The 25,872-nt window shown below is 53.9% G+C and carries 13 protein-coding genes; 3 read left to right on the forward strand and 10 right to left on the reverse strand.

Going from position 1 to position 25,872, the window contains the following annotated elements:
• Positions 1–53: 53 nt before the first annotated feature.
• Positions 54–1,568: a nitric oxide reductase transcriptional regulator NorR gene (gene norR, locus FA91_RS16205; RefSeq protein ID WP_034917323.1), complete on the reverse strand. Its 1,515-nt coding sequence runs from the start codon at positions 1,566–1,568 to the stop codon at positions 54–56.
• A gap of 158 nt (positions 1,569–1,726) precedes the next feature.
• Here norR and norV point away from each other — a divergent pair, with 158 nt between their 5' ends.
• Genes norV through tehB form a run of 3 tightly spaced genes read left to right on the forward strand, consistent with a single transcriptional unit; the run spans position 1,727 to position 5,221 of the window.
• Positions 1,727–3,178 (forward strand): anaerobic nitric oxide reductase flavorubredoxin, encoded by a 1,452-nt coding sequence (gene norV, locus FA91_RS16210; protein ID WP_034919453.1) that lies wholly within the window; start codon positions 1,727–1,729, stop codon positions 3,176–3,178.
• A gap of 4 nt (positions 3,179–3,182) precedes the next feature.
• A complete protein-coding gene (gene norW, locus FA91_RS16215) occupies positions 3,183–4,337 on the forward strand; it encodes an NADH:flavorubredoxin reductase NorW (RefSeq protein ID WP_034917325.1) in 1,155 nt (384 codons plus the stop codon).
• A complete protein-coding gene (gene tehB, locus FA91_RS16220; RefSeq protein ID WP_034917327.1) occupies positions 4,334–5,221 on the forward strand; it encodes an SAM-dependent methyltransferase TehB in 888 nt (295 codons plus the stop codon). The genes norW and tehB overlap by 4 nt, the downstream gene beginning before the upstream one ends.
• A 59-nt stretch (positions 5,222–5,280) precedes the next feature.
• On the opposite strand, the gene FA91_RS16225 is transcribed toward tehB, so the two are convergent.
• From FA91_RS16225 to zapE, 9 genes are all read right to left on the reverse strand, one after another.
• Positions 5,281–6,447, reverse strand: a complete 1,167-nt coding sequence (locus FA91_RS16225) for an HlyD family efflux transporter periplasmic adaptor subunit (protein ID WP_197060538.1) — start codon at positions 6,445–6,447, stop codon at positions 5,281–5,283.
• A 20-nt stretch (positions 6,448–6,467) separates the two neighbouring features.
• The gene (locus tag FA91_RS16230; RefSeq protein WP_082212607.1) at positions 6,468–8,681 is read right to left on the reverse strand and encodes a type I secretion system permease/ATPase; all 2,214 of its coding nucleotides are present in this window, start codon (positions 8,679–8,681) and stop codon (positions 6,468–6,470) included.
• A gap of 22 nt (positions 8,682–8,703) precedes the next feature.
• Complete coding sequence (locus FA91_RS16235) at positions 8,704–10,167, reverse strand: TolC family outer membrane protein (RefSeq protein ID WP_082212608.1); 1,464 nt, start codon at positions 10,165–10,167, stop codon at positions 8,704–8,706.
• A 114-nt stretch (positions 10,168–10,281) separates the two neighbouring features.
• The gene (locus FA91_RS16240; RefSeq protein WP_034917332.1) at positions 10,282–21,576 is read right to left on the reverse strand and encodes a BapA/Bap/LapF family large adhesin; all 11,295 of its coding nucleotides are present in this window, start codon (positions 21,574–21,576) and stop codon (positions 10,282–10,284) included.
• Between the two features lie 517 nt (positions 21,577–22,093).
• Positions 22,094–22,585, reverse strand: coding sequence for a ClpXP protease specificity-enhancing factor (gene sspB, locus FA91_RS16245; RefSeq protein ID WP_034917334.1), 492 nt, complete (start codon positions 22,583–22,585; stop codon positions 22,094–22,096).
• A gap of 4 nt (positions 22,586–22,589) precedes the next feature.
• Positions 22,590–23,231, reverse strand: coding sequence for a stringent starvation protein SspA (sspA, locus tag FA91_RS16250; protein ID WP_034917335.1), 642 nt, complete (start codon positions 23,229–23,231; stop codon positions 22,590–22,592).
• A 316-nt stretch (positions 23,232–23,547) separates the two neighbouring features.
• The gene (gene rpsI, locus FA91_RS16255; protein ID WP_034917337.1) at positions 23,548–23,940 is read right to left on the reverse strand and encodes a 30S ribosomal protein S9; all 393 of its coding nucleotides are present in this window, start codon (positions 23,938–23,940) and stop codon (positions 23,548–23,550) included.
• A 15-nt stretch (positions 23,941–23,955) separates the two neighbouring features.
• On the reverse strand, positions 23,956–24,384 hold the full coding sequence (gene rplM, locus FA91_RS16260; protein WP_006121722.1) for a 50S ribosomal protein L13: 429 nt from the start codon (positions 24,382–24,384) through the stop codon (positions 23,956–23,958).
• A gap of 231 nt (positions 24,385–24,615) precedes the next feature.
• Positions 24,616–25,743, reverse strand: coding sequence for a cell division protein ZapE (gene zapE, locus FA91_RS16265; RefSeq protein WP_034917340.1), 1,128 nt, complete (start codon positions 25,741–25,743; stop codon positions 24,616–24,618).
• Between the last annotated feature and the right edge of the window lie 129 nt (positions 25,744–25,872).

The following is a 25,872-nucleotide window of genomic DNA, read 5'->3' on the forward strand; positions in this document are numbered from 1 at the left end:
CATAGCCGATCGCTGACGACATGCAACCCTCCGAGAACCGTGACCATTCCGTGCTATTTAATATTTAACCGCCTGGCCAGCCGATGCAGATTGCCGGGATCCATCGCCAGTCGCCGCGCACAGGCCGCCCAGTTATTGTCACTGGCGCGAAGCATCTGAAGAATATAACGACGCTGGAAGGTATCCGTTGCATCACGCAGCGTCGTGTATTCATTGTCATCCGCTTCGGCGGGAAGCGCTTCCCTCGCGCCGCCGCTGTGAAAATGCGAGGGCAGCAGCGTAACCCGATCGCCAGCCGCTTCGGCCTGAGCAATAATCGTGGCGCGGTAAATAGCATGCTCCAGCTCGCGAATATTGCCGGGCCACGGCTTACTCTCCAACATCTGGCGCACGCCTGTGCCCAGCGCCAGATGCTGAAGCCCAAATTTCACCCGACACTTCTCACAGAAATAGCCTGCCAGCAGCACAATATCCGCCCCCCGCTCCCGCAGTGACGGAATATGTAGCGGGAAGACGCTCAGTCGGTGAAAGAGATCTGCACGAAAAGCCCCCGTTTCCACCGCCTGGCGCAGATCCCGGTTAGTGGCGGCAAGGATCCTGACGTCTACCTTCAGCGGTCGATCCTCGCCCACGCGCTGGAGGTCGCCATATTGCAGCACGCGCAGCAGCTTCGCCTGTAGCGTCAGTGGCAGCTCACCGATCTCATCAAGAAACAGCGTGCCGCCGTCAGCCATCTCAAACTTACCGGTTCGGGTGTGGATCGCGCCGGTGAAGGCACCTTTGACGTGGCCAAACAGTTCGCTCTCCGCCACGGTTTCCGGCAACGCCGCGCAGTTCAGATAAATAAGCGGGTGGTTGCTCCGTGCCGACTGGCGATGAAGCGCGCGCGCCACCAGCTCTTTTCCGACCCCGGTTTCGCCGGTGATCAACACGTTCAGATCGGTGGCGGCCACAATGCCAATCTCTTTCTTTAACTGCGCCATTACTACCGAGTCGCCAATCATCTCTTCGCCCTGCGCTTCGTTCACTTCTTCGACCGGCAGAAGGAAGGTCGCGGCACCCGGCTTTTCAAGCTTTTCCATCAACAGCGCATTATTTAGCGCGCTGGCAACCAGCGTGGCGATAACGCGCAGCTCTTCGTCACCCCAGGCATCAAACTGCGTGGCGTTCATGCCGTCCAGCGTCACCGCGCCAATCAGCGTCTGACCGGAAAAGAGCGGCAACCCGACGCAGGCATGAACATGCAGTTCCTGATGCTCAGAGATTAAGCCGTCGTAAGGATCGGGCAGCTCGCTGTCAGCCGGAAAGCGCACCACGTCTCCTGCGCGAGCGATCGCTTCCAGTCGTGGATGTGTTTCGAGCTGAAAACGCCGCCCCATCACGTCGGCGGCGAGGCCAGCCGTTGCCAGTGGACGAAAAAGATGCGCCTCGTAGCCTAAAAGCGCCGTGGCGTCGCACTCCAGCAGGCGGTGGATAATGCTGATGATGCGATGGAAGCGATCGGGCTTTGAAAGACAGAGCTGAATTTCCACGGCGATTTCAGCAAGCGTGTTAACGGCAAGGCTCATGATGTCTTTTCCACAACGGTATTGTTAAAAAGACAATAATTTATAATTGTCATGATGACAACACCTCAATAATAAAACATTAAAAATCAATGGAATAAAAAGTGGCATGCGGCGTGCAATGCAACGCTGACATCGGTTATTTTATTGAGGACGTCTCCATGAGCATTCATGTTAAAAGCAACATTACCTGGACAGGACAGCGCGACTGGGAAGTCCGCGATTTTCACGGCACGGAATACAAAACGTTTAAAGGCACCAGCTATAACAGTTATCTGATTCAGGAAGAGAAAAACGTCCTGATCGATACGGTCGATCATAAATTCAGCCGCGATTTTGTCACCAACCTGGCGATGGAAATCGATCTGAACCGTATTGACTACATCGTTATTAACCATGCGGAAGAAGATCACGCAGGTGCGCTGACCGAACTGATGTCACGCATCCCCACCGTGCCCATCTACTGCACTGAAAACGCTATTGATTCTATTAACGGTCATCACCATCATCCGGAGTGGAACTTCAACGTGGTGAAAACCGGCGACACGCTGGATATTGGCAACGGCAAGCAGCTGATTTTCGTTGAAACACCGATGCTGCACTGGCCGGACAGTATGATGACCTACCTGACTGGCGATGCCGTACTGTTCAGCAACGACGCCTTCGGCCAGCATTATTGTGATGAACACCTGTTCAACGATGAAGTGGATCAAAGCGAGCTGTTCGAACAATGTCAGCGCTATTACGCCAATATTCTGACGCCTTTCAGCCGCCTGGTAACACCGAAGATCGCTGAGATCGTCGGCTTTAATCTCCCGGTCGATATGATCGCCACCTCGCACGGTGTGGTCTGGCGCGATAATCCGATGCAGATCGTTCAGCTCTATCTGGACTGGGCCGCTGATTACCAGGAAGACCGCATCACCCTGCTCTACGATACCATGTCCAATAATACCCGCATGATGGCCGATGCGATTGCCCAGGGCATTCATGAAATCGATCCCCGCGTGGCGGTGAAAATCTTCAACGTTTCTCGCCATGACAAAAATGACATCCTGACACAGGTGTTTCGCTCCAAGGGGATCCTGGTCGGTTCATCGACCATGAACAATGTGATGATGCCGAAAATTGCCGGCATACTGGAAGAGATGGCGGGCCTGCGTTTTCGCAATAAAAAGGCGTCCGCTTTCGGTAGCTATGGCTGGACCGGCGGCGCGGTAGACCGCATTCAAACCCGCCTGATGGATGCCGGTTTTGAAACAGCGCTTGCCCTGAAAGCAAAATGGCGACCTGACAGCGACGCGCTGGAGATTTGCCGTGAGCACGGTCGCTACATCGCCCGCCAGTGGGCGATGTCACCTGTTGAGATTGCGACGAAGGCAGCACCGGTTGTTCAACCTGCCATACCGCTGGCCGTCAATGCCGCGCCGCAGAGCGAGCCAGGCGCGGCAGAACGTATGCAATGCTCTGTCTGCCAGTGGATCTACGATCCTGCGCTTGGTGAACCAATGCAGGATGTCGGGCCCGGTACATTGTGGGCTGACGTGCCAAATGATTTCCTCTGTCCTGAATGTGGCCTGGGAAAATCCGTCTTCGATCCGTACGAGGGCTAACGCCATGTCTGACGATATTATTATCATCGGCAGTGGTTTTGCCGCACGTCAGTTGGTGAAAAGCCTGCGCCAGCGCGATAAAGACGTCACCATCCGGCTGATCGCCGCCGACAGCGCTGATGAATATAACAAGCCCGATCTGAGCCACGTTTTCAGCCAGCGGCTTTCGGCAGACGACCTCACCCGCGTCGTCGCTGATGAGTTCGCAGCACAAAATGGCGTGCTGCTACACAAAAATACGCAGGTCATCAGCATCAGTCCTGACAGACATACCGTCACCACAGCGAACGGCGTCTTCCCCTATGGAAAGCTGGTGCTGGCACTCGGCGCTGAAGCTGTCGTGCCTGACGTTGAGGGCGCAGAACAGATGATCACGCTCAACAGTCAGCAGGCCTATCGCCAGTCTCAGGCAACGTTGCAAAAAGCCGCCCATATTGTGCTGGCAGGCGGCGGACTGATTGGCACCGAACTGGCCATGGATCTCAATCGCGCCGGTAAAAAAGTGACCATGATCGACCGCGCCAGCCATCTGCTCTCCTCATTGATGCCGCCTGAAATCAGCGCCCGGCTTCAGCAGCATCTTTTGCAGGCCGGCGTGGATATGTACCTGAACAGCAACCTTTTGGCGGTTAAAAAGCATGAGAACGCGCTGGAAGTAGAACTGGATGGCGAACGTGTTATCCGCTGCGATGCCGTTGTTTGCGCCGTGGGCCTGAAACCCAACATCGCGCTGGCGGCCGCCGCCGGGCTGGAGACGCGCCGGGGGATTGTGGTCGACGTCTGCCTGGCCACGTCGAACCCTGATATTTTTGCCCTTGGCGACTGTGCCGAGATGGAAGGCAAATTACTGCACTGGCTCCAGCCTGCCCGGTTAGCAGCCATGTCGCTGGCAAGGACGCTTACCGGCGAGCGCGTCTCGCTGATGCTGCCTGCGATGCTCATTAAGATCAAAACACCTGACTGTCCCTTCCAGCTTGCCGGCGATACCGGCTCGAAAGATCTGCTGTGGCAGATGCAGGTAAATCAGCAAGGGCTGGTGGCGAAAGGATACAGCGCTTCCGGCGCCCTGACGGCGTTTGTAGTCAGTGAGGATCAAATGAAACAGGCTTTTCCACTTCTCAAACAGCTGGGCACGCCCGCCCCGGATACACAATCATGACAGAACTGATTTGCTATAAAACACTGCCGATCTGGCATGCTGATACCCTTCCTGACGCGTTTAAACAGCAACACAACACCCGTGAAGGCGTCCGGGCGCAGCTTACGGTATTGAAAGGCACGGTAAATTTTTCTTTATTAACCGCGAATGGCCAGGTTACTGATTCATTTATATTTACGCCAGAAAATCAGCCGCCGCGTATCCTGCCGCAACAGTGGCATCGCATCGACAGCGTCAGCAGTGACGTGGCGTGTCAACTGGCTTTTTACTGCCGCCCGGAGGAGTATTATCATCACAAGTACTCGCTCACCGCGCCCCACTCAGAAGTGATTGAAGCAGCGCGTCTGATCCCGCCAGGCCGCGTGCTTGATCTAGGATGCGGTAACGGCCGTAACGTACTCTATCTCAATCAGCGTGGCTTCCGGGTTGAAGGCTGGGATAAAAGCGCCGACAGTCTGCGCCATCTTCAGTCGATTATGGCGGCAGAGAAACTCGCCAACGTCACGCTGGCGCAGCGCGATCTTAATCAGGTTACGCTTGAGGGACGCTATGATTTTATTCTCTCCACGGTGGTGATGATGTTCCTGCAACCGGAAACGCCCACGCCACTGATTGAGCAGATGCAGCGCGCCACCGCTGATGGTGGCTACAACCTTATCGTTGCCGCCATGGATACCCCTGATTATCCCTGTGTGATGCCGTTTCCGTTTACCTTCAAACCTGGCGAACTGCGGGCAAAATACAACGGCTGGAAGATCATTAAATACAATGAAAATCCCGGCGCGCTGCATAAGGTGGATGCGCAGGGAAATCGTATTAAAATGCGGTTTGCCACATTACTGGCGCAAAAAGTACAGATGCAGGCAATACAGTCAGTCGGCTGAGGCCTGAGTTTCGCCAGCCATCAAAGAAAAGGGGGAAGCCTGATTGCTTCCCCCTTTTTCTATCTCTCCCGCAGTGCCTCTTTCGCCCTGTTCAGGGGCTTCAACAGGTATTCCATGATGGTTTTACTGCCGGTGTGAATTTCAGCGATCGCTATCATGCCGGGGTAGGCAGGGAACCGTTTTCCTTTTTTGTTCGTCAGATAGTCATTTTCAGTGCGGATTAAGACGCGATAAAAGTATTTATCCCGTTGGACATCATCCTGAATGGTATCCGGTGAAATAAAAGCAACTTTACCTTCAAGTCCGCCATAAATATTGAAGTCGTACGCGGTGAGTTTCACCACGGCGCGCTGTCCGGGAGTAATGAATGCCACATCCGCCGGCGCGATATGCGCTTCAATCATCAACTGTTCATCCAGCGGCACTATTTCCAAAAGATTACCGCGCTGAGGGATCACACCGCCAACCGTATTCACCTCGACGTCTTTTACAATACCTCTGACCGGCGCAACAATGATGGTTCTTTTCAGTGAGTCAGCGCGACCAATAATAATTGAACGTTGCGAGGCAATTTCAGCGTTAGCTTTTGCCAGCTCTTCGCGAGCGCGCACAATATATTGATTTGTCACCTCATGAAGTTTGCTTTGCAGGTCGTTCGCCTGGCGCTTAAGGCGCAATACTTCAACATCACTGGCCGCGCCTTTGGCTACTAAAGAGGCCGTCAGGCTCAGCTCTCGTCTGATTAACCGAAGCGCTTCCTCCAGCCCGGCAACGCTTCTGTTAAGATTTTCTCTGCGCGAGTGATAAAGCGCCATTTCTGCGTCGACCAGTTTCTTGTCCTCCAGCACTTCAGGCGGGAAAACAAGCTCATGACCTTCCGTCTCGGCCTGTAAACGCGCAGAGGTTGCCATGGCCGCACGCAGGTGAACGATACTATCCTGTAAGCCTGAATTGAACTGCGTCGGATCCAGCAATGCCAGCACCTGCCCTGCCTCAACGACATCGCCTTCATGCACTTTAAGCTCTTTGAGGATGCCGCCTTCAAGAGACTGGATAATTTGCGCATGAGAGCTGGGCACCACCTTTCCGACGCCGACGGTCACCTCATCCAGTTCAAAATGACTGGCCCACAGAAAGAAGGCCGCCATCATCGCCATCACCGACCAGAGAATCAGGCTATTGCAGGAAAAGAGCGCGCCCGGCCGCCGCGGCTTCATTTTTTTCATCAGGGACAAAAAAGGGGTTTTCATGATGCCGCTCCCTGCGATGAAAGATTAACTTTTCCCTGATGCGGCGCCGCCTTTGCTTGTGCCGGAGAAACCAGCATGTCGGCTTTATTGCCATCGCGGACAATCTGCCCGTTATCGATCAGGAGAATACGATCAACGAGCTGAACCACGGCGGGCCGGTGCGTTGCTATAATTAACGTTCTGTCTTTCATCCAGTTTTGCAGTCTTTCGATCAGGTACTTTTCCGCCCCGTCGTCAAGCCAGGCCGTTGGCTCATCCAGCAAAAGCACGCTGGGACGCCGCAAGAGCGCGCGGGCAAGCAACAATAGCTGCCGTTGCCCGCCAGATAACCCCTGGCCGCCCTCCTGTAACTGATAATCCATGCCGTCCGGAAGCTGACGGACAAACGATAGCGCTCCACTGAGCGTCAGTGCTTCCTGCATCTCCTCGTCCGTTGCTAACGGCATGCCCAGCCGCAAATTCTCGCGGATGGTACCGAAAAACAGTGACGATGTTTGCCCCACGAAGCTGACATCGCGGCGTACATCCAGAGGATCAAGAGAGGAAAGACGGACGCCATCGAGCATCAACGCGCCTTCCTGCGGCTGAAGCAGACCCGCCATCATTTGCAAAAGCGTTGATTTTCCTGAACCGTTGCGGCCCAGCAGCGCAACTTTCTCGCCGGCATTGATCACCAGTTTTTTAACAGCGAAGACAGGTTGTGTCGCATCCGGCTGGTAACGAAAGCTGACATCGGACATCTCATACGTTCCGTCGATTCTCGGACGATGGATTTGTACACTCCGTTCAGGCTGATCGACTGCGCTACTCAGCAGGTTTTCCAGTCCCGCACGCGCGACCTTCGCCTGCTGCCATTTTCCCAGGATCATGGCCATCTGCCCCAGCGGCGCCATCATGCGTGAAGCGAGCATTGAACACCCAATCAGCACGCCCGTAGACAAATCGCCATTCATGGCAAAAAAGGCGCCAACCAGTACCACGCTCACATAGGCGATGGTTTGCACTTCACTGGTCCAGCTGGTTAACAAGCCGCTGATAAAACGCTGTTTTTTAGAGGTTTTGCCGATCGTTTCATTCAGGTGGTTCCATTGGTTTTGAAAGAACGGTTCTGCGCGCAGCAGTTTGATATCATCCATGCCCTGTACGGTTTCTACCAGCATGGCATTGCGTATCGCCGATTCACGCATGTTGGCTTTAGAAAGCGCGGCCAGCGGGCGTTGAACCAGCAGGCCAGGGATGATGATCATCGGAATAGCCGCCAGCGGCACCAGTACCAGCCATCCGCCCAGCAACCAGAGAATAAACAGAAAGATGAGGACAAAGGGGAGATCGGCTATCGCTAAAATAGTGGTGGAGGTAATCAATTCTCTGATCTGCTCGAGCTCGCGAATTTGTGCAATAAATGATCCCGTCGATTTAGGCCGGACATCATTACGAATGCGCAGCGCATGACCAAATACCCGGTCGGAAATACGCAAATCAGCCTTCTTACCAGCGGAGTCAGAAATATGCGTTCTGAGCACGCGCATGATAAAAACAAACGTCAGCGCAATCATCACACCAAAAAACAGTACCCACAGCGATGGCACTGACTGAGAGGGAATGACCCGGTCATAAACCTGCATGGTGAAAAGCATGGCTGACAATCCGAGTACGTTCGAAATGAGCGACGCGAACATCACATTGATATAGGCAGGCCACTCCTTCAAAATCGTTTGCCAGAGCCAGTCTGGGCGATGTGGCTCAATATAGTTATCTACCCGCGCATCGGGAACAGAGGTTTCAGGTTTGAGCAGCAGTACGCGTCGCACGCTGCTGACCAGGTCATCAATGCAGATAGCAGTTTGCAACTGTTTTTCGCCGGCAAGAATAACGCCGACATTATTGTCATTCCCTATCGTCGTTATTACGCCGATACCGCGTTCGCCGCAGTCAACAACCAGCGGCAAACGCCACGGATCGAGCATTCCCACGTTAAAATCATCAAAAACGGCGACCAGACCCAGTTGACGGGCCATTTTTTCGATCAGCAAATCCTGAGAAAGCGTTTGCACCCGCCATTCAGACTCATTTTTTACCCGCTCCAAAGAACTGTTAAGACGATAATGTTTTGCGACAAGCAGTAATGCTTCCAGCCAGGCAGAATAATCTTTTTTCTTTTCACATGACGCTGAATTATTTTGCGGGCGATTCTCATTGTCCATCATCATAAGTTCCGTTAAATCCTTTTACTTATTGTGAGAGCTGCAAGCCTTGAATAACGCTCCCATTAAAGCTGAATATTTCTCTCGCCATTCCGGAAAGAGAACCATAGTTCACCTCTGAGGCCCACAAATCACGTTCAGCATTGATCAGATCCTGCTCGGCGCGGTATATTTCCTGCTCGGCATTTAATAAATCTAAAGCATTCCTGTTACCCAATGATAAATATTGTTCGCGATATAACATGCGCGTTTCGGTAATCGTTTTCATCCTCTTCTTCAGCAGTTTTATATTGTATTGCAGACCTTTCATACTTTGAAAAGTACTGCGTAACTGGTCGGTCAGCTCCATCTTTCTTGTATTAACAGCCATTTTCGCGGCGTCGAGCGCACGGATGGCGGCATTCTCCTGCGCCATCATTGCGCCGCCCTGATAAAGGGTACTGTTCAATGACAAAAAGATGTTCTGATAATGATTACGGCTTTGCGAGTTAGCCATTCCGCCAATGTATTTATTGGTATTAGCTTCAAGTGAGAGCGTCGGGTAACGTTGCGCTGTGAACTGGCGCAATTCTGCCTCGGCAAGCGCAACGTCTGCCTGTGCAACCATAATGGCAGGATTCTTATTCAGATCGGCGCGTCCGCCCAGCCCCTCAATCACCGGCAGCAGATCACCCGGCGCAGGGATCCGGGCGTGTGCAATGGAACGTCCAAGCAGCGACTGCAATCGGTAATTCTCCTGTTGCAGTCTGATTTCCAGTTCTTGCTGCTGCGCTTCAGCCGCCTCAACGCGCGCCTGCGCCTGGACGGGATCGACGCGCGTACTTGCGCCGGCATCTGCGCGCAGCCGTGTCAGGTTGAGGATATTGCGCAGCGATGTCACCTGTTCTTTGGCGCTCAGCGTTAGCTGTCTGTAACGATAAACTTCGTTTAATGTCAGCGCAGTTTGCTGGATGATCGTATCAATTTGCCCCAGTACGGTCGCCTGCTGTCGCAGATATTTCGCACTGGCCTGATCGACAGCGCTGCCGGTCTTACCGAAATCGTACAGCATCTGCGAAAGGCCGACTGTCGCAATCTGCCCGTCCTTCTCCTGCTGCTGACGACCTGAGGTAATGCCTGCGGTTAAAGCAGGCAGATAGCCTGCACTGGCGGCTTCAATATTAAAAGTTGTTGATTCCAGGACGGCAATGCTGCTGCTGATAGAAGGATGTTGATTAACAGCAAGATGAATGACCGACTGCCAGTCGCCAGGTAATTCATCATGATTGTCTTTTGGAACGGGCTGCATTTCAATTTCTTCGGACGGCGAGTTTGATGGTCCATCCGGTCTTTTTCCGCCAGCGAAACCTGGCGTGGGAGAGGGATAAAACGCGCCCCAAAAACCAGCGGCAGCGCCCGTCATGGCTGATGCCGGCTCAGGAACAAGAGGCGATCCCACCGCCGAGAAAGGCAGTAAAACAGACCAACAGGATAATAAAAATAGTCTTTTCATAATCAATAAATAGCGTCTTATTACGCCGTAAAGTTAAACTTAACTTTCTTTCTACGTGATAAAAAAAGGCTGCCCCAAACGGGACAGCCTTTTTTATTTTTCAATAACGCGTTATTAACCGATCGCTACATCGTCCTCAACATAAAGCTGAACAACGGAACCGTCCATTGTGGAACTGGTGTAGTGTTTATAATTAACCCCGTTAACCAGCAAATCTCCCGACGATTCCCATCTGCCATTCAGCATTACCGTATCTCCATCTGCACCTCTAACATACAGCGTATTGTTGTCATCGGTCACTTTCAGCAAGCTTTCGGCGCTGATAATCAGATGGTCATTATTTCCATTATCCAGAAGATCGATACTCTCAATATTATAGACTTTGGACGAAATAAGACTCAGATTCAGGGTTTCGCTACCATGCCAGGCAAGCGTATCGCCTCCTTCAGCCCCGTTTATAGAGATGAAATCGGTGTCGTAGACCTGGAAAATATCGTTGCCGCCGGTGCCGGTGAAGGTGAGTTCCCCTCCGTTGCTGCCATCAATATCTATACCCAGCTCGATGCTCAGCGTCGCTTTGCTTCCGTCAGAAAGCGTATAGGTAAAGACGTCACGATTGCCGCTATGTGCAAAGGCTTCGTCGGCAACGTAGGTATATTCTCCTGTCTCATTAATAAACAGCGTGCCCCAGGCACCTTTGAAACTCACCCCGCCTTCCGAAAGATGAACAGTTTCGCCATGTTGACTGACCGACTCGACAGAGACGGTTTGCACTTCTTCAGCCGTGATAACACCTGAGATAAACTCTGGCATCTCGTTGAAGGTCAGCCCCGCCTGAACATAAAGCTTGATTACTTTTCCTTCAGACGTCGTGTGGGTATAGAGCGTATAAACAATATTGTTTAACGTCTCTGTTCCAATAACATTCCACATCCCCTGTAGCGATAAAGCGTCGTTACTTCCCCCCCGGATATAAAGCGCGTTTTTATCGTCGGTGATCTTTTCAATATCGCGTTCGGTCAGCGTCAACGTCGTCGCCGTACCGTTAATCCTGAGGTCGATGACCTCAATATTTTTCACCTTGTCAGCAATCGTGCTCAGATTCAGGTCGGCCTCTCCACGCCAGGTAAGAGTGTCATGGCCTGCTTTGCCGTCGAGCAACGTAAAGTCGGTATCATAAACGCTAAAACTGTCTGCACCCACGCTACCCGCCATGACCAGATTTCCACCTTCTGAACCGTTTACGGAAACGCCTACCGTCATGATCAGATTTTTAACCGTGCCATCCGCCAGGACGTAGGTGAAAATATCTTCACTGCCAGCGAGTTTGATTATCGAATCGCCGTTGAGCGTATAGGTATAACGGCCATCCTGATGGAGGGTTAATTTACCGTAAGCACCCGCGATAGTGACGCCGCTCGCAGCAACTACCGTGTAGCTCGCGGCGTCGGTGATAATACCACCAGCCACCGACTTCACCTGGCCTGTACTTTCAACTCCACCATTTTGCGCAAAAACCGAACCGGTTATGCTGCTGTCGCCATTAACCCGATATTCTGTGGTGCTGAGGATATTGACGGTGACCTGTACCGGCAGCGGATCGTAGTTGGTTGACCAGAACCAGCCTTCATGCCCGGACTGGGTGCTTTCAACAACGACGCGATAGGTTCCTTCCTCACAACCTGACAACGATACATTTAACGGCTTATCGCTGGACAGTGATTCTGTTGCAGTGGTTACAGTATCCCAGCTGAAGGTCTTCTCGTTATAAACCTGAAGCGACCACTTAATGGAAACCACATTATTAACGTTAACATCTGCACCGGAAACGCTGACGTTGATGTTCTGCAAAATGTTGCGATCGCTAAGAGTAAAAGTATCGCTGACAAAGCTGTTGTTTTCATTGTCAAGGATGGTGCCCTGATCAACATACTCATGAACTGGCTCAACCTGACCTGTCACATCAGCCGCATTATCTTCCTGTACGGTTTCAGTCCTGCTTAACGTGATATCACGGTCAACGTACAGATCAACGGTTTCTCCCGTGGCGGTTTTACTGGTGTAGTGGACGTAATAAATGTTGTCGACAACCTTACTCGCCTCCACCTGCCAGCTACCGGTCAGGGTTATCGTATCGCCAGTTGCGCCTTTAATGAACAGCACGTTGTTTTCATCAGTGAGATTGATGACGTCCTGCGCAGTGATGAAGATGTGCCCGCTGCTGGTGCTATCAAGCAGTTCAATTTGCTCTATGTTGCTAATTTTCCCTGCCACTTCACTGATAGTCAGCTTACCCATGCCAACCCATGTAACGGTATCAAACCCTTCGCCGCCATCAATGTGGGTGAATTTGTTGCTCACAATATCGAACAAATCGTCCTTCTCTGTACCTGTAATGTCATGTCCAGCGGCGACGGTGTAAATGCTTTGAGATCCGACGCCCAAATCCTTAACAGAAGAAAGACCAAGCCCGGCCTGCACATAGATATTCACTGGCGTACCATCTGCGGTTGTTCCGCTGTAGTGCGTATAGTGAATGCTGTCGATGGTGATCGTACCCGCTTCAACCCAGCTGCCGATCAGCGTTACGCTATTGCCCGCCTCTCCCTTGATATAGAGCGTGTTGTTATCATCAGTAACGTCGCTGACGCTTTGCGCGTCCAGCGTAATGTTTCCTGACTGGCCATCCGTCCGCAGGTCAATATTTTCAATGTGACTGACCTTCGCAGCAATATCGCTAAGAACCAGTTCTTCCTGACCGTGCCATGCCAGCGTATCGTTCCCTTTGCCGCCATTCAGCGACGTAAAGTGAGTGTCATAGACGGCAAAGACGTCATTCGCCTCCGTTCCATGGAATATCAACGCATCCCCCCGGCTGCCTTCAACTTCCACGCCAAGGTTAATGGTGACGGTGGCGGTCACCACTTCACCATTCGCCCCTTTCAACGCATAGGTGAAGATATCCTGCGAGCTGGTCGGTAGTTTGTCGGTGGACGGCGTATATTTATATGAACCGTTACTGAATATCAGCAGTGTGCCATACTCGCCGGAAATGGTTACGCCGCTTTCAGAAACATAGGTATAGCTGTCATCAATAACAGTGCTGTCAGTGCTGTCGCCCGATTTCGCGTACAGACGGGTATAAACAGAGCTGAGTTTATCAACTGAACCATCGGTACCTTCATCGGTAAACACATTTCCGATGGCCACCTCTTTGCCGGTGATGACATATTCCGTGGTGCTGACAATCGCCACCTCCATGTTCATGCTCACATTATTGGTTGGCCCGGTGGTGGTGATAGCGACCCGATAGGTTCCTTCTGAAGAAACCAACGTCGACATATCAATAGTCAAAATGACTTCTTCATTATGATTGCCGGCAGGCACAATGGCGTTATTTGTCTTAACAGTTGACCAGCTTCCATCGCTGTTCAGCATTTGTACTTCGTAAACGATTGTCATATCGCTACCGAAGTAATTGCCAAACATGCCCCACTCCGTCGACAACGTCAGCGAACCGGTGACCAGATCCTCTGCGGCATTCAGGGTAAATGCATCCGTATAGTTCACGGTAGCAGGCGTCAGCAGTACGTCGGTGTTACCCGCAGTGGATGACTCATAGGTTACCGTTATATTTGCGTCGGCTTCGTTACTGGATGCGATATCCGTTACCGCTTTTGCCGTAGGGTCGGTTGCATTCCATGTCAGCGTCAACTCATCATTTGAACTGCCTATCTGGACATACAGTTTGGCTGAAGAAGTGGCACCGGTGACTGAATCGGTAAGGGTATAAGTGAAAACGTCCACCTGGCCAAGGCTGTTCATGGAGAGATCGGGCACATATTCATAGCTGCCATCAGCATGAATGGTCAACGTCCCGTATTTGCCAACAAGTTTGACAGTGTCCGTTGAAGCATCAAGCGTCCCCGAGGCTACCTCGCCCTGGCCATCAATTACGCTGACTTCCGTTACCGATGTATGACCAGCATGCGGAATACCGTCATTGCCGTAAACGCTGTCGACATCACTGATGACGTTGCCTGTTGCCGTGGTGTAATCCGTTAATGTGCCCTGTTCTGCCAGCGTATAGGTTGACGATGTGGCCGAAAGACTAAACGCGGCACCGATATTAAGCCCAATGGTGGTATAGACGAGTTGATATGTTCCCGCGCTGAGTCCATTGAGATCCAGTACTGCGGTAGTCGCACCCAGTCCGAACAAGCCTAACAGATTGTCGGCACTGTCTTCAGAGACGTTCTCCCATTCGCGGGTGAAGGCGTTGAACTTTTGCAGAACCAGCGTAGAACTGCTGCCCACGTTGATGAAAGATGACGAGGTGGCCGTGACCTGTAAATCAACAACCGTACCGTCTTTAACCACTATCGCGTTGCTGGTAATGACCTTCTCCGTTTCAATCAGGCCACCGTCATTTTCTGTCAGTATGGTGCCTAAATCACCTTTTGTTACGGGGTAGGTGAATCCAACGGATGCACCGGAATTGATATTATCCGTCGCGACCAGATCAATTCTCTCGACGTTCAGTTCCAATGATTCAGTCGGGGCGCTACAGTTTCCTGCTGCATCACTCACCGTCAGGGTAAGATCATGAGTACCATCATACAGTCCGTCTTCAACGGTAAAGTGCCAGTTTCCTTCATCATCGACAATTGCCTGGCCAATCTCCTCGCCTTTATCGTAAACAGTGACAGTGGCACCCGCCTCTACCTCGCTGCCGCTGAGCGTAATTTTACTGTCCGACAGCGTATCGTTTACATTGACGACATCGCCGATTTCATCAGTAATAATCACGTTACTGATATCGATACCTTCAGGCGCGACTGAATCGATGGTTATATCAATAGACTCTGATATGCCACTGCTGTTACCGACCTCATCAACCACCTCAAAGGTAAAGTGATGTTGGCCATCATCGAGTGGCTCTGAGGGCGTGAAAGACCACTGACCGTTTTCGTCGACCACCACAGAGCCTGTTACGGCGCCATCGTCATAAATAATGACCGTGTTGCCCGGTTCACATTCCTCAGCACTGAACGTTGGTGTCGTATCCGCAGCGAAACCACCGGCGGTTATGAGCATGCCGTCATCATCGCTGATTACCACATCTGAAGAGTTAAGGCGGTCGGGCGCCACGGTATCGATCACAATAGTGATGGTGTCACTACCGGTCATACCGTTTGGATCGGTAACCGTCACGATTAGGGAATGTTCTCCGTCGCTCAGTGGCACATCCGGCGTAAAGGTCCAGTTACCGTCTTTGTCGGCGTCAACAACGCCGATTTCAGATTCGCCATCCATAAGGGTTATGGTAGAACCCGGTTCAAGGTTACTGCCACTAAACGAAGGCGTATTATCGTTAGTGATCCCTTCGTTAGCGATTACGCGATCTGAATCATCAGTCACAATTACGCCGGTATTAATCCCCTGCTCAGCGCAAATCGTTAAATCAACAGGCTCCGATCTGCCATTGCTGTTACCCACCGGGTCAGTCACTTCAAAAGTGAAGCGATAATCACCATCTGGCAACGGCTCATCAGGCGTGAATGACCATGTACCCTCTTCGCTGACGGTCACTTCACCCAGAACAGTATCACCGTCGCGAATAATCACGGTTGCGCCTGGCTCAAGCCCTTCACCATTTAAGGTCGGCGTATTATCGGTAGTCTGGTTACCCGCCTGAATATTATGACCTTTGTCATTGGTAATTGACACATCCGCAACATTTACGCCTTCTGGCGCCACGGTATCAACGGTCACCATGAAGTTACCGCTATGGCTGTCACCTTTCGCATCAGTTACCACTACGGTGAAAAGATGTTCACCATCGGCCAGAGGTTGCTCAGGCGTAATACTGAATCCGCCATTTTCATCAACGGTTACATCGGCAAACTGTACTTCTCCATCAAGGAATACAATCGTGATGCCCGGCGCAAAACCACTGCCGGTGAAGGTTGGCGTATCATCATTAGTGATATCGCCACTGCCGATCTCCCTACCTTCATCATCGGTGATCACTATTTTGGCTTGAGAGATATCATTTTCAGGAACATCCTCGTTGTGGCTGCCGCCGTCGACGATCACATTAACCGTATCGCTGACCGGGTTACCGTCGGCATCAGTGCCGTCGACCACAATCGCGTGCCCGCCGTCGGCCAGCGGGACGTCCGGCGTGAAGCGCCAGTTGCCGTCCTCATCTGCCACCGTTTCGCCCAGCACCTCATCACCGTCGGTGATGGTCACCGTGGAACCCGGCTGCATGCCGCCGCCCTCAAGCGTCGGGGTGTTGTCGGTAACCGTGCCGCCGTCAGCGATCGCGTTGCCTTCGTTATCGGTGATCACCGGCTTGGTGGCGCTGTTGCCCGTGTCGTTTTCGCTGTTTTCTTCGCTCTCTTCGCTTTCTTCGTTCTCGCCGCTTTCCTCGTTCTCACCGGCGCCGCTCTCTTCGCCATCGCCGCCGTCGTTTTCACTGTTTTCTTCGCCATTGCCGCCGTCGACGATCACATTAACCGTATCGCTGACCGGGTTGCCGTCGGCATCAGTGCCGTCGACCACAATGTTGTGCCCGCCGTCGGCCAGCGGAACATCCGGCGTGAAGATCCAGTTGCCGTCCTCATCTGCCACCGTTTCGCCCAGCACCTCATCACCGTCGGTGATGGTCACCGTGGAACCCGGCTGCATGCCGCCGCCGCCCAGCGTCGGGGTGTTGTCGGTGACCGTGCCGCCGTCAGCGATCGCGTTGCCTTCGTCATCGGTGATCACCGGCTTCGTGGCGCTGTTGCCCGTGTCGCTGCCATCGTTTTCACCGCTTTCTTCGTTTTCGCCGCTGCCGTCGTTCTCGCTGCTTTCCTCATTCTCACCGGCGCCGCTCTCTTCGCTATTGCCGCCGTCGTTTTCACCGCTTTCCTCATTCTCACCGGCGTCGTTCCCGTCGCCATTGCCGCCATCGACGATCACATTAACCGTATCGCTGACCGGGTTACCGTCGGCATCAGTGCCGTCGACCACAATGTTGTGCCCACCGTCGGCCAGCGGAACGTCCGGCGTGAAGCTCCAGTTGCCGTCTTCATCCGCCACCGTTTCGCCCAGCACCTCATCACCGTCGGTGATGGTCACCGTGGAACCCGGTTGCATGCCGCCACCCTCAAGCGTCGGGGTGTTGTCGGTAACCGTGCCGCCGTCGGCGATCGCGTTGCCTTCGTCATCGGTGATCACCGGCTTGGTGGCGCTGTTGCCCGTGTCGTTTTCGCTGTTTTCTTCGCTCTCTTCGCTGCCGTCGTTCTCGCCGCTTTCCTCGTTCTCACCGGCGCCGCTCTCTTCGCCATCGCCGCCGTCGTTTTCACTGTTTTCTTCGCCGATGCCGCCGTCGACGATCACATTAACCGTATCGCTGACCGGGTTGCCGTCGGCATCAGTGCCGTCGACCACAATCGCGTGCCCGCCGTCGGCCAGCGGAACGTCCGGCGTGAAGCTCCAGTTGCCGTCTTCATCTGCCACCGTTTCGCCCAGCACTTCGTCACCGTCGGTGATGGTCACCGTGGAACCCGGTTGCATGCCGCCACCCTCAAGCGTCGGGGTGTTGTCGGTAACCGTGCCGCCGTCAGCGATCGCGTTGCCTTCGTCATCGGTGATCACCGGCTTCGTGGCGCTGTTGCCCGTGTCGCTGCCATCGTTTTCACCGCTTTCTTCGTTTTCGCCGCTGCCGTCGTTCTCGCTGCTTTCCTCATTCTCACCGGCGCCGCTCTCTTCGCTATTGCCGCCGTCGTTTTCACCGCTTTCCTCATTCTCACCGGCGTCGTTCCCGTCGCCATTGCCGCCATCGACGATCACATTAACCGTGTCGCTGACCGGGTTACCGTCGGCATCAGTGCCGTCGACCACAATCGCGTGCCCGCCGTCGGCCAGCGGGACGTCCGGCGTGAAGCTCCAGTTGCCGTCTTCATCCGCCACCGTTTCGCCCAGCACCTCATCACCGTCGGTGATGGTCACCGTGGAACCCGGTTGCATGCCGCCACCCTCAAGCGTCGGGGTGTTGTCGGTAACCGTGCCGCCGTCGGCGATCGCGTTGCCTTCGTCATCGGTGATCACCGGCTTCGTGGCGCTGTTGCCCGTGTCGCTGCCATCGTTTTCACCGCTTTCTTCGCTTTCGCCGCTTTCCTCATTCTCACCGGCGCCGCTCTCTTCGCCATTGCCGCCATCATTTTCACTGTTTTCTTCATTCTCACCGGCGTCGTTCCCGTCGCCGGTGCCGCCGTCGACGATCACGTTAACCGTGTCGCTGACCGGGTTGCCATCGGCGTCAGTGCCGTCCACCACAATGTTGTGCTCGCCGTCGGCCAGCGGCTTATCCGGCGTGAAGCTCCAGTTGCCGTCCTCATCCACCACCGTCTCGCCCAGCACCTCGTCACCGTCGGTGATGATCACCGGGGAACCCGGCTGCATACCGCCGCCCTCAAGCGTCGGGGTGTTGTCGGTAACCGTGCCGCCGTCGGCGATCGCGTTGCCTTCGTCATCGGTGATCACCGGCTTCGTGGCGCTGTTGCCCGTGTCGCTGCCGTCGTTTTCGCCGCTTTCCTCATTCTCACCGGCGCCGCTCTCTTCGTCATCGCCGCCATCGTTTTCACTGTTTCCTTCGCCGGTGCCACCGTGACTGCCATCGTTTTCACCGCTTTCTTCGCCGTCATCACCGTGGCTGCCGCCGTCGACGATCACGTTTACCGTGTCGCTGACCGGGTTGCCGTCGGCGTCAGTGCCGTCAACCACAATCGCGTGCCCGCCGTCGGCCAGCGGAACGTCCGGTGTGAAGATCCAGTTGCCGTCCTCATCCGCCACCGTTTCGCCCAGCACTTCGTCACCGTCGGTGATGGTCACCGTGGAACCCGGTTGCATGCCGCCACCCTCAAGCGTCGGGGTGTTGTCGGTAACCGTGCCGCCGTCGGCGATCGCGTTGCCTTCGTCATCGGTGATCACCGGCTTCGTGGCGCTGTTGCCCGTGTCGCTGCCGTCGTTTTCGCCGCTTTCCTCATTCTCACCGGCGCCGCTCTCTTCGTCATCGCCGCCATCGTTTTCACTGTTTCCTTCGCCGGTGCCACCGTGACTGCCATCGTTTTCACCGCTTTCTTCGCCGTCATCACCGTGGCTGCCGCCGTCGACGATCACGTTTACCGTGTCGCTGACCGGGTTGCCGTCGGCGTCAGTGCCGTCAACCACAATCGCGTGCCCGCCGTCGGCCAGCGGAACGTCCGGTGTGAAGATCCAGTTGCCGTCCTCATCTGCCACCGTTTCGCCCAGCACCTCATCACCGTCGGTGATGGTCACCGTGGAACCCGGCTGCATGCCGCCGCCCTCAAGCGTCGGAGTGTTGTCGGTAACCGTGCCGCCGTCAGCGATCGCGTTGCCTTCGTCATCGGTGATCACCGGCTTCGTGGCGCTGTTGCCCGTGTCGCTGCCATCATTTTCACCGCTTTCTTCGTTTTCGCCGCTGCCGTCTTTCTCGCCGCTTTCCTCGTTCTCACCGGTGCCGCTCTCTTCGCCATTGCCGCCGTCGACGATCACGTTTACCGTGTCGCTGACCGGGTTGCCGTCGGCGTCAGTGCCGTCAACCACAATCGCGTGCCCGCCGTCGGCCAGCGGAACGTCCGGTGTGAAGATCCAGTTGCCGTCCTCATCCGCCACCGTTTCGCCCAGCACTTCGTCACCGTCGGTGATGGTCACCGTGGAACCCGGTTGCATGCCGCCACCCTCAAGCGTCGGGGTGTTGTCGGTAACCGTGCCGCCGTCGGCGATCGCGTTGCCTTCGTCATCGGTGATCACCGGCTTCGTGGCGCTGTTGCCCGTATCGCTGCCGTCGTTTTCGCCGCTTTCCTCATTCTCACCGGCGCCGCTCTCTTCGTCATCGCCGCCATCGTTTTCACTGTTTTCTTCGCCGGCGCCACCGTGACTGCCATCGTTTTCACCGCTTTCTTCGCTTTCGCCGCTGCCGTCGTTTTCGCTGCTTTCCTCATTCTCACCGGCGCCGCTCTCTTCGCTTTCGCCGCTGCCGTCGTTCTCGCTGCTTTCCTCATTCTCACCGGCGCCGCTCTCTTCGCCATTGCCGCCGTCGTTTTCACTGTTTTCTTCGCCGCCGCCGCCGTCGACGATCACGTTGACCGTATCGCTGACCGGGTTGCCGTCGGCGTCAGTGCCGTCGACCACAATGTTGTGCCCGCCGTCGGCCAGCGGAACGTCCGGTGTGAAGATCCAGTTGCCGTCTTCATCCGCCACCGTTTCGCCCAGCACCTCGTCACCGTCGGTGATGGTCACCGTGGAACCCGGTTGCATGCCGCCACCTTCAAGCGTCGGGGTGTTGTCGGTGACGGTGCCGCCGTCAGCGATCGCGTTGCCTTCGTCATCGGTGATCACCGGCTTCGTGGCGCTGTTGCCCGTGTCGCTGCCATCATTTTCACCGCTTTCTTCGTTTTCGCCGCTGCCGTCGTTCTCGCTGCTTTCCTCATTCTCACCGGCGCCGCTCTCTTCGCCAGTGCTGCCATCGTTTTCACTGTTTTCTTCGCCATTGCCGCCATCGACGATCACATTAACCGTGTCGCTGACCGGGTTGCCGTCGGCATCAGTGCCGTCGACCACAAGGTTGTGCCCTCCGTCGTCCAGCGGAACGTCCGGCGTGAAGCTCCAGTTGCCGTCCTCATCCGCCACCGTCTCGCCCAGCACCTCGTCACCGTCGGTGATGGTCACCGTGGAACCCGGCTGCATGCCGCCGCCGCCCAGCGTCGGGGTGTTGTCGGTAACCGTGCCGCCGTCGGCGATCGCGTTACCTTCGTCATCGGTGATCACCGGACGGTTGAGGCTGTTTTCAGCAGTCTGATCCGCGGCTTCATTTTCCTCATCGGGGATATGTACAGGAGCAGGTGATTGATCAGACGATTCAGATGAAACAGACTTTCGGTGGCTTCCTTTTTTGGAAGAAGGCGCAAGGCCCACGGCCAGTGCGGCAGCGGCCAACGAACCGCCCGCAGCGATTGGTAAAATATTCTGGCCGGCAATTATTGACTCAATGGGAACAGATGCAAGGTCATAAGAACCGTTTACAGCATCATATTCATACGCCCAGGCCACGCCGTCTGGCCCTGAAGCCATAACAGCAGGTAGCTCGCTTACCGGATAGTCCTCCAGCACAATCTGATGATTTACGCTGGCGGATTCGTCAACGACCTCAAGAACGAGATTGTTATCAACTTTTCTGACGGTGATTTTTTTTGGCGGTTGGCCATCTTCGCTGTGAATTTCAAGCGAGGCTGCGGTGGCAGGAGTTTTGAAAGATAATAGCTGATTAGCTTTTAACAGCTCTTTAAAAACAACTTTACCTTTTACATCCTTTACGATTAATTGAAGATTCATTTTTTCACCAAAGTATTACAAACATTTGGCTGCTTATCGAAAACAGCATCCCTGACTTCTTGCATCCGCACGAACTTATCCATGACCACAAATTGCCCACTCTGAAACGGGTAAAAATCCGAACCTCGTTCTACAGGGCGTCTGAATGTTACCGTCTATCCTCATATCTCTGGCGGCGATTGCCGGGTTTACATCAAATGTAACTAGCGGACATCTGCGATGTTTTCTTAAAAAAACAATTAATAAATTCCTGTAAATTTACGCAGGGAAACTGCGCTATCTGCCAAAAAATAAACTAAAACTGAGCCAGTATTTAAGGGGTTCGCTCCGGGTTGAAATTCAGAAAAAGACAATAAATTTTCGAAATGGCGGGGGAGTAATGGAATGGAAAGCGATATAAAAATATTCCTGCCAGCATAAACCGTGTCAGAAAAGTTTTTACGGCAAGTAATGATATCAGTGGGAAAAAGATAAAAAAAAGCTCACCGGAGTGAGCCTTAGATGATAAAAAATATGCTTACTTCACCACGCGCAGGGCCGGACGGCCGCCGCGCGGAGGCGGGTCGTCGTCAGGATTGTTGTCTTCGTCCTGAATGCTGTCGTCAGGCCGATCGCCATCAATAACCGACATGACCGTTTCCGGCGACTCCTCTTCAGGATTGTATTCACCCGCTTCGGTATACACCGGTTCCGGCTCGAACATTGTGCCGGCGCCATTCTCACGCGCGTAAATAGCCATGATCGCCGCCATTGGCACGGTTACCTGACGCGGAACACCGCCGAAACGGGCGTTAAAAGACACCTCGTCATTGCCCAGCGCGAGGTTACCCACGGCGCGCGGTGCAATGTTCAGTACAATCTGGCCGTCACGCGCATATTCCAGCGGCACCATGACGCCCGGCAGGTTAATATCAACCACCAGATGCGGCGTTAGCTGGTTATCAAGCAGCCAGTCGTAGAACGCACGCAGCAGATAGGGTCGACGTCCACTCAATTGGGTAGTATCCATACGTCTAGCCCCGGGTTTGCAGGCGCATTTCGCGTTCCGGTTCAGTCAGAGACGCCAGGAACGAGTCGCGCTCAAACACGCGCGTCATATAGCCTTTCAGCTCTTTCGATCCGGCGCCAGCCAGTTCTATGCCCATCTGCGGCAGACGCCACAGCAGCGGCGCCAGGTAGCAATCTACCAGGCTGAACTCTTCGCTCATAAAGAATGGCGTACGGGCGAACAGGGGCGCAATCGCCAGCAATTCTTCACGCAGCTGCTTACGTGCGGCTTCCGCTTCCTGAGCCGTACCGTTCTCAACTTTGCGCATCAGGCTGTACCAGTCGTTCTCGACGCGGTGCATCATCAGGCGGCTTTCGCCACGCGCAACCGGATAAACCGGCATCAGCGGTGGATGCGGGAAGCGCTCGTCCAGATACTCCATGATGATGCGTGACTCATACAGCGTCAGCTCGCGATCCACCAGGGTAGGGACGGTGCGGTACGGATTGAGGTCAATCAGATCCTGTGGCAGGTTATCCATTTCTACCTGTTCAATCTCAACGCTGACACCCTTCTCCGCGAGAACAATGCGAACCTGATGGCTAAAAATGTCAGTTGGACCAGAAAACAGCGTCATCACCGAACGTTTGTTGGCAGCGACAGCCATGTAAACCTCCAAGTTTATCCAGAAAATACTACGCAAGGCCACCAGAAGGCGACTCACCTGCTTAACCCGTTGTCATTAGCACGACGCGAAACTGAACAACGAACCGCTCAGGACTTCATGCATAAATGCCCTGCTTATGGGCGCAAAGTGACAGAGAGTTTATCAGATTTTAGTCTGCTTGTGGGGGCGGGAACACGGATTTGAGGGGAAAAGGATTAACTTCGTCTCGTTTCCCGGCATTTCCCTGCGTCCAAAAAAGAAAAACCCGGCGCAAGCACCGGGTTTTCGATAATCGCTTCTGCCGGAGCAGAGCAAATTAACGTTTGGAGAACTGTGGACGACGACGTGCTTTACGCAGGCCGACTTTCTTACGTTCAACCTGACGAGCATCGCGGGTAACGAAGCCTGCTTTACGCAGTTCGCCACGCAGTGACTCGTCATACTCCATCAGCGCACGGGTGATGCCGTGACGGATCGCACCAGCCTGACCGGAGATACCACCACCTTTAACGGTGATGTAGAGATCGAATTTACCAACCATGTCGATCAGTTCCAGCGGCTGACGCACTACCATGCGGGCAGTTTCGCGACCGAAGTACTGTTCCAGTGAACGCTGGTTGATTACGATGTTACCGCTACCCGGCTTGATAAAGACGCGAGCGGAAGAGCTTTTGCGGCGACCAGTGCCGTAGTTTTGATTCTCAGCCATTGCCTGTAATCCCGATTAAATGTCAAGAACTTGCGGTTGCTGTGCCGCATGGTTGTGCTCGTTGCCCGCGTAAACTTTCAGTTTACGGTACATAGCACGGCCCAGCGGGCCCTTTGGCAGCATGCCTTTAACCGCGATTTCAATCACACGCTCAGGACGGCGAGCAATCATCTCTTCGAAGGTCGCTTGCTTGATACCACCGATGTGACCGGTGTGATGGTAATAAATCTTATCGCTACGCTTGTTACCGGTTACGGCAACTTTCTCAGCGTTCAGAACGATAATGTAATCACCGGTGTCAACGTGCGGAGTGTATTCCGCTTTGTGTTTACCGCGCAGACGACGAGCCAGTTCAGTCGCTAAACGACCTAAAGTTTTGCCTGTCGCGTCAACAACATACCAGTCACGCTGGACGGTTTCCGGCTTAGCTGTAAAAGTTTTCATCTAAAAGCTTACCCAAATTAAGTTACACGTTGGTGAAATCCCAAACGCTTGAATAAACGGTTGAGGCTCACACGACCATCTTGACCAGCAAGCCCACCCCCTCGGACAGAGTTGCCAGCGCAGCAAAGTTTCTGGGAAGAAAAACTTTGTCGTAACGTGGGGTCGCAAGATTATAGAGAAGTCATCATCAAAGCGCGACCCCTTTTTGCAAAAATTACCGGTAGCTTTTGCTTATGGCAGGTGCGGCAGGCGCAGATACTCCTCGCTTTGCATCTCCTGAAGGCGCGACATGCAGCGCTGATACTCAAACTTCAGCTTTGCACCCTGATAAATTTCGTGCAGCGACGCTTCAGCCGACACCACCAGCTTGACGTGGCGCTCGTAAAACTCATCCACCAGCGCCAGAAAACGCCGCGCCTGATCCTCGGTTTTGTAGATCATCACCGGCACGTTAAACAGCAGCATGCTGTGAAAGCGACGCGAAAGCTCAATATAATCGTGCTGACTGCGACCTTCGCCGCACAGCGTATGAAAATCCATCGCCACTACGCCTTCAGCAACGCCCATTGTCGGCAGCGAACGGTGATTGATAGTGAGCACCGGCTTATCGGCCGGTTTATGCCCTGCCAGGGCGGTAAACATGCGCTCCATTGCCTGTGAGGTGCTCTCGTTAAGCGGCGTCATCCACAGATGCGCCGAGGTCAGCGTGCGCAGTCGGTAATCGATACCGGCATCGACGTTCATGATTTCGCAGTGCGTTTTGATCATCTCAATCGCGGGAAGAAAACGGGCGCGTTGTAGTCCGTTGCGATAGAGCTCATCCGGCGGGATGTTCGATGTCGCCACCAGCGTGATGCCGCGCGCGAACAGTGCTTCCATCAGCGTGCCAAGCAGCATCGCATCCGTGATATCCGAAACAAAAAATTCATCAAAGCAGAGCAGATCGGTTTCATTTTTGAACCCATCGGCAATGCTCTGCAAGGGATCGCTTTGCCCCTGAAGCGCGGTCAGTTCTTCATGCACGCGCAGCATAAAGCGATGGAAATGCAGCCGCAGCTTGCGCTCGCCAGGGACAGCCTGAAAAAACAGATCCATCAGCCAGGTTTTTCCGCGCCCAACGCCGCCCCACATATAGAGTCCGCGAACCGGCTGAACCGCCTCATTTTTACCTTTGCCAATAATTTTAGTCAGCTTGCCGAACAAACCTTTGCCTGACTCCGGTTTTGTCGCCCCCGCCCCGCTCAGGGCGTGATAAATCTCATCAAGCCGGGAGATGGCTTCGCGCTGCACGTCATCGGGTTGATACTCGCCGTTTTCCAGCGCCTGCTGGTACCGCGACAGAGGAGACATCATTTGCATAATCTGTTCACATTTCCTGAAATATTCGGAGCAATCAGAAGGTTGATCGTAAAAAAAACGCTTCCAGACTAAGCTATGCTGCCTCAGGATTCCACTTCCGTGAGATTAGCGGTTATAGTGGCTAACAGT

The sequence above is a fragment of the Erwinia sp. 9145 genome (assembly GCF_000745075.1).
GTDB classification, from domain to species: Bacteria; Pseudomonadota; Gammaproteobacteria; order Enterobacterales; family Enterobacteriaceae; genus Erwinia; species Erwinia oleae.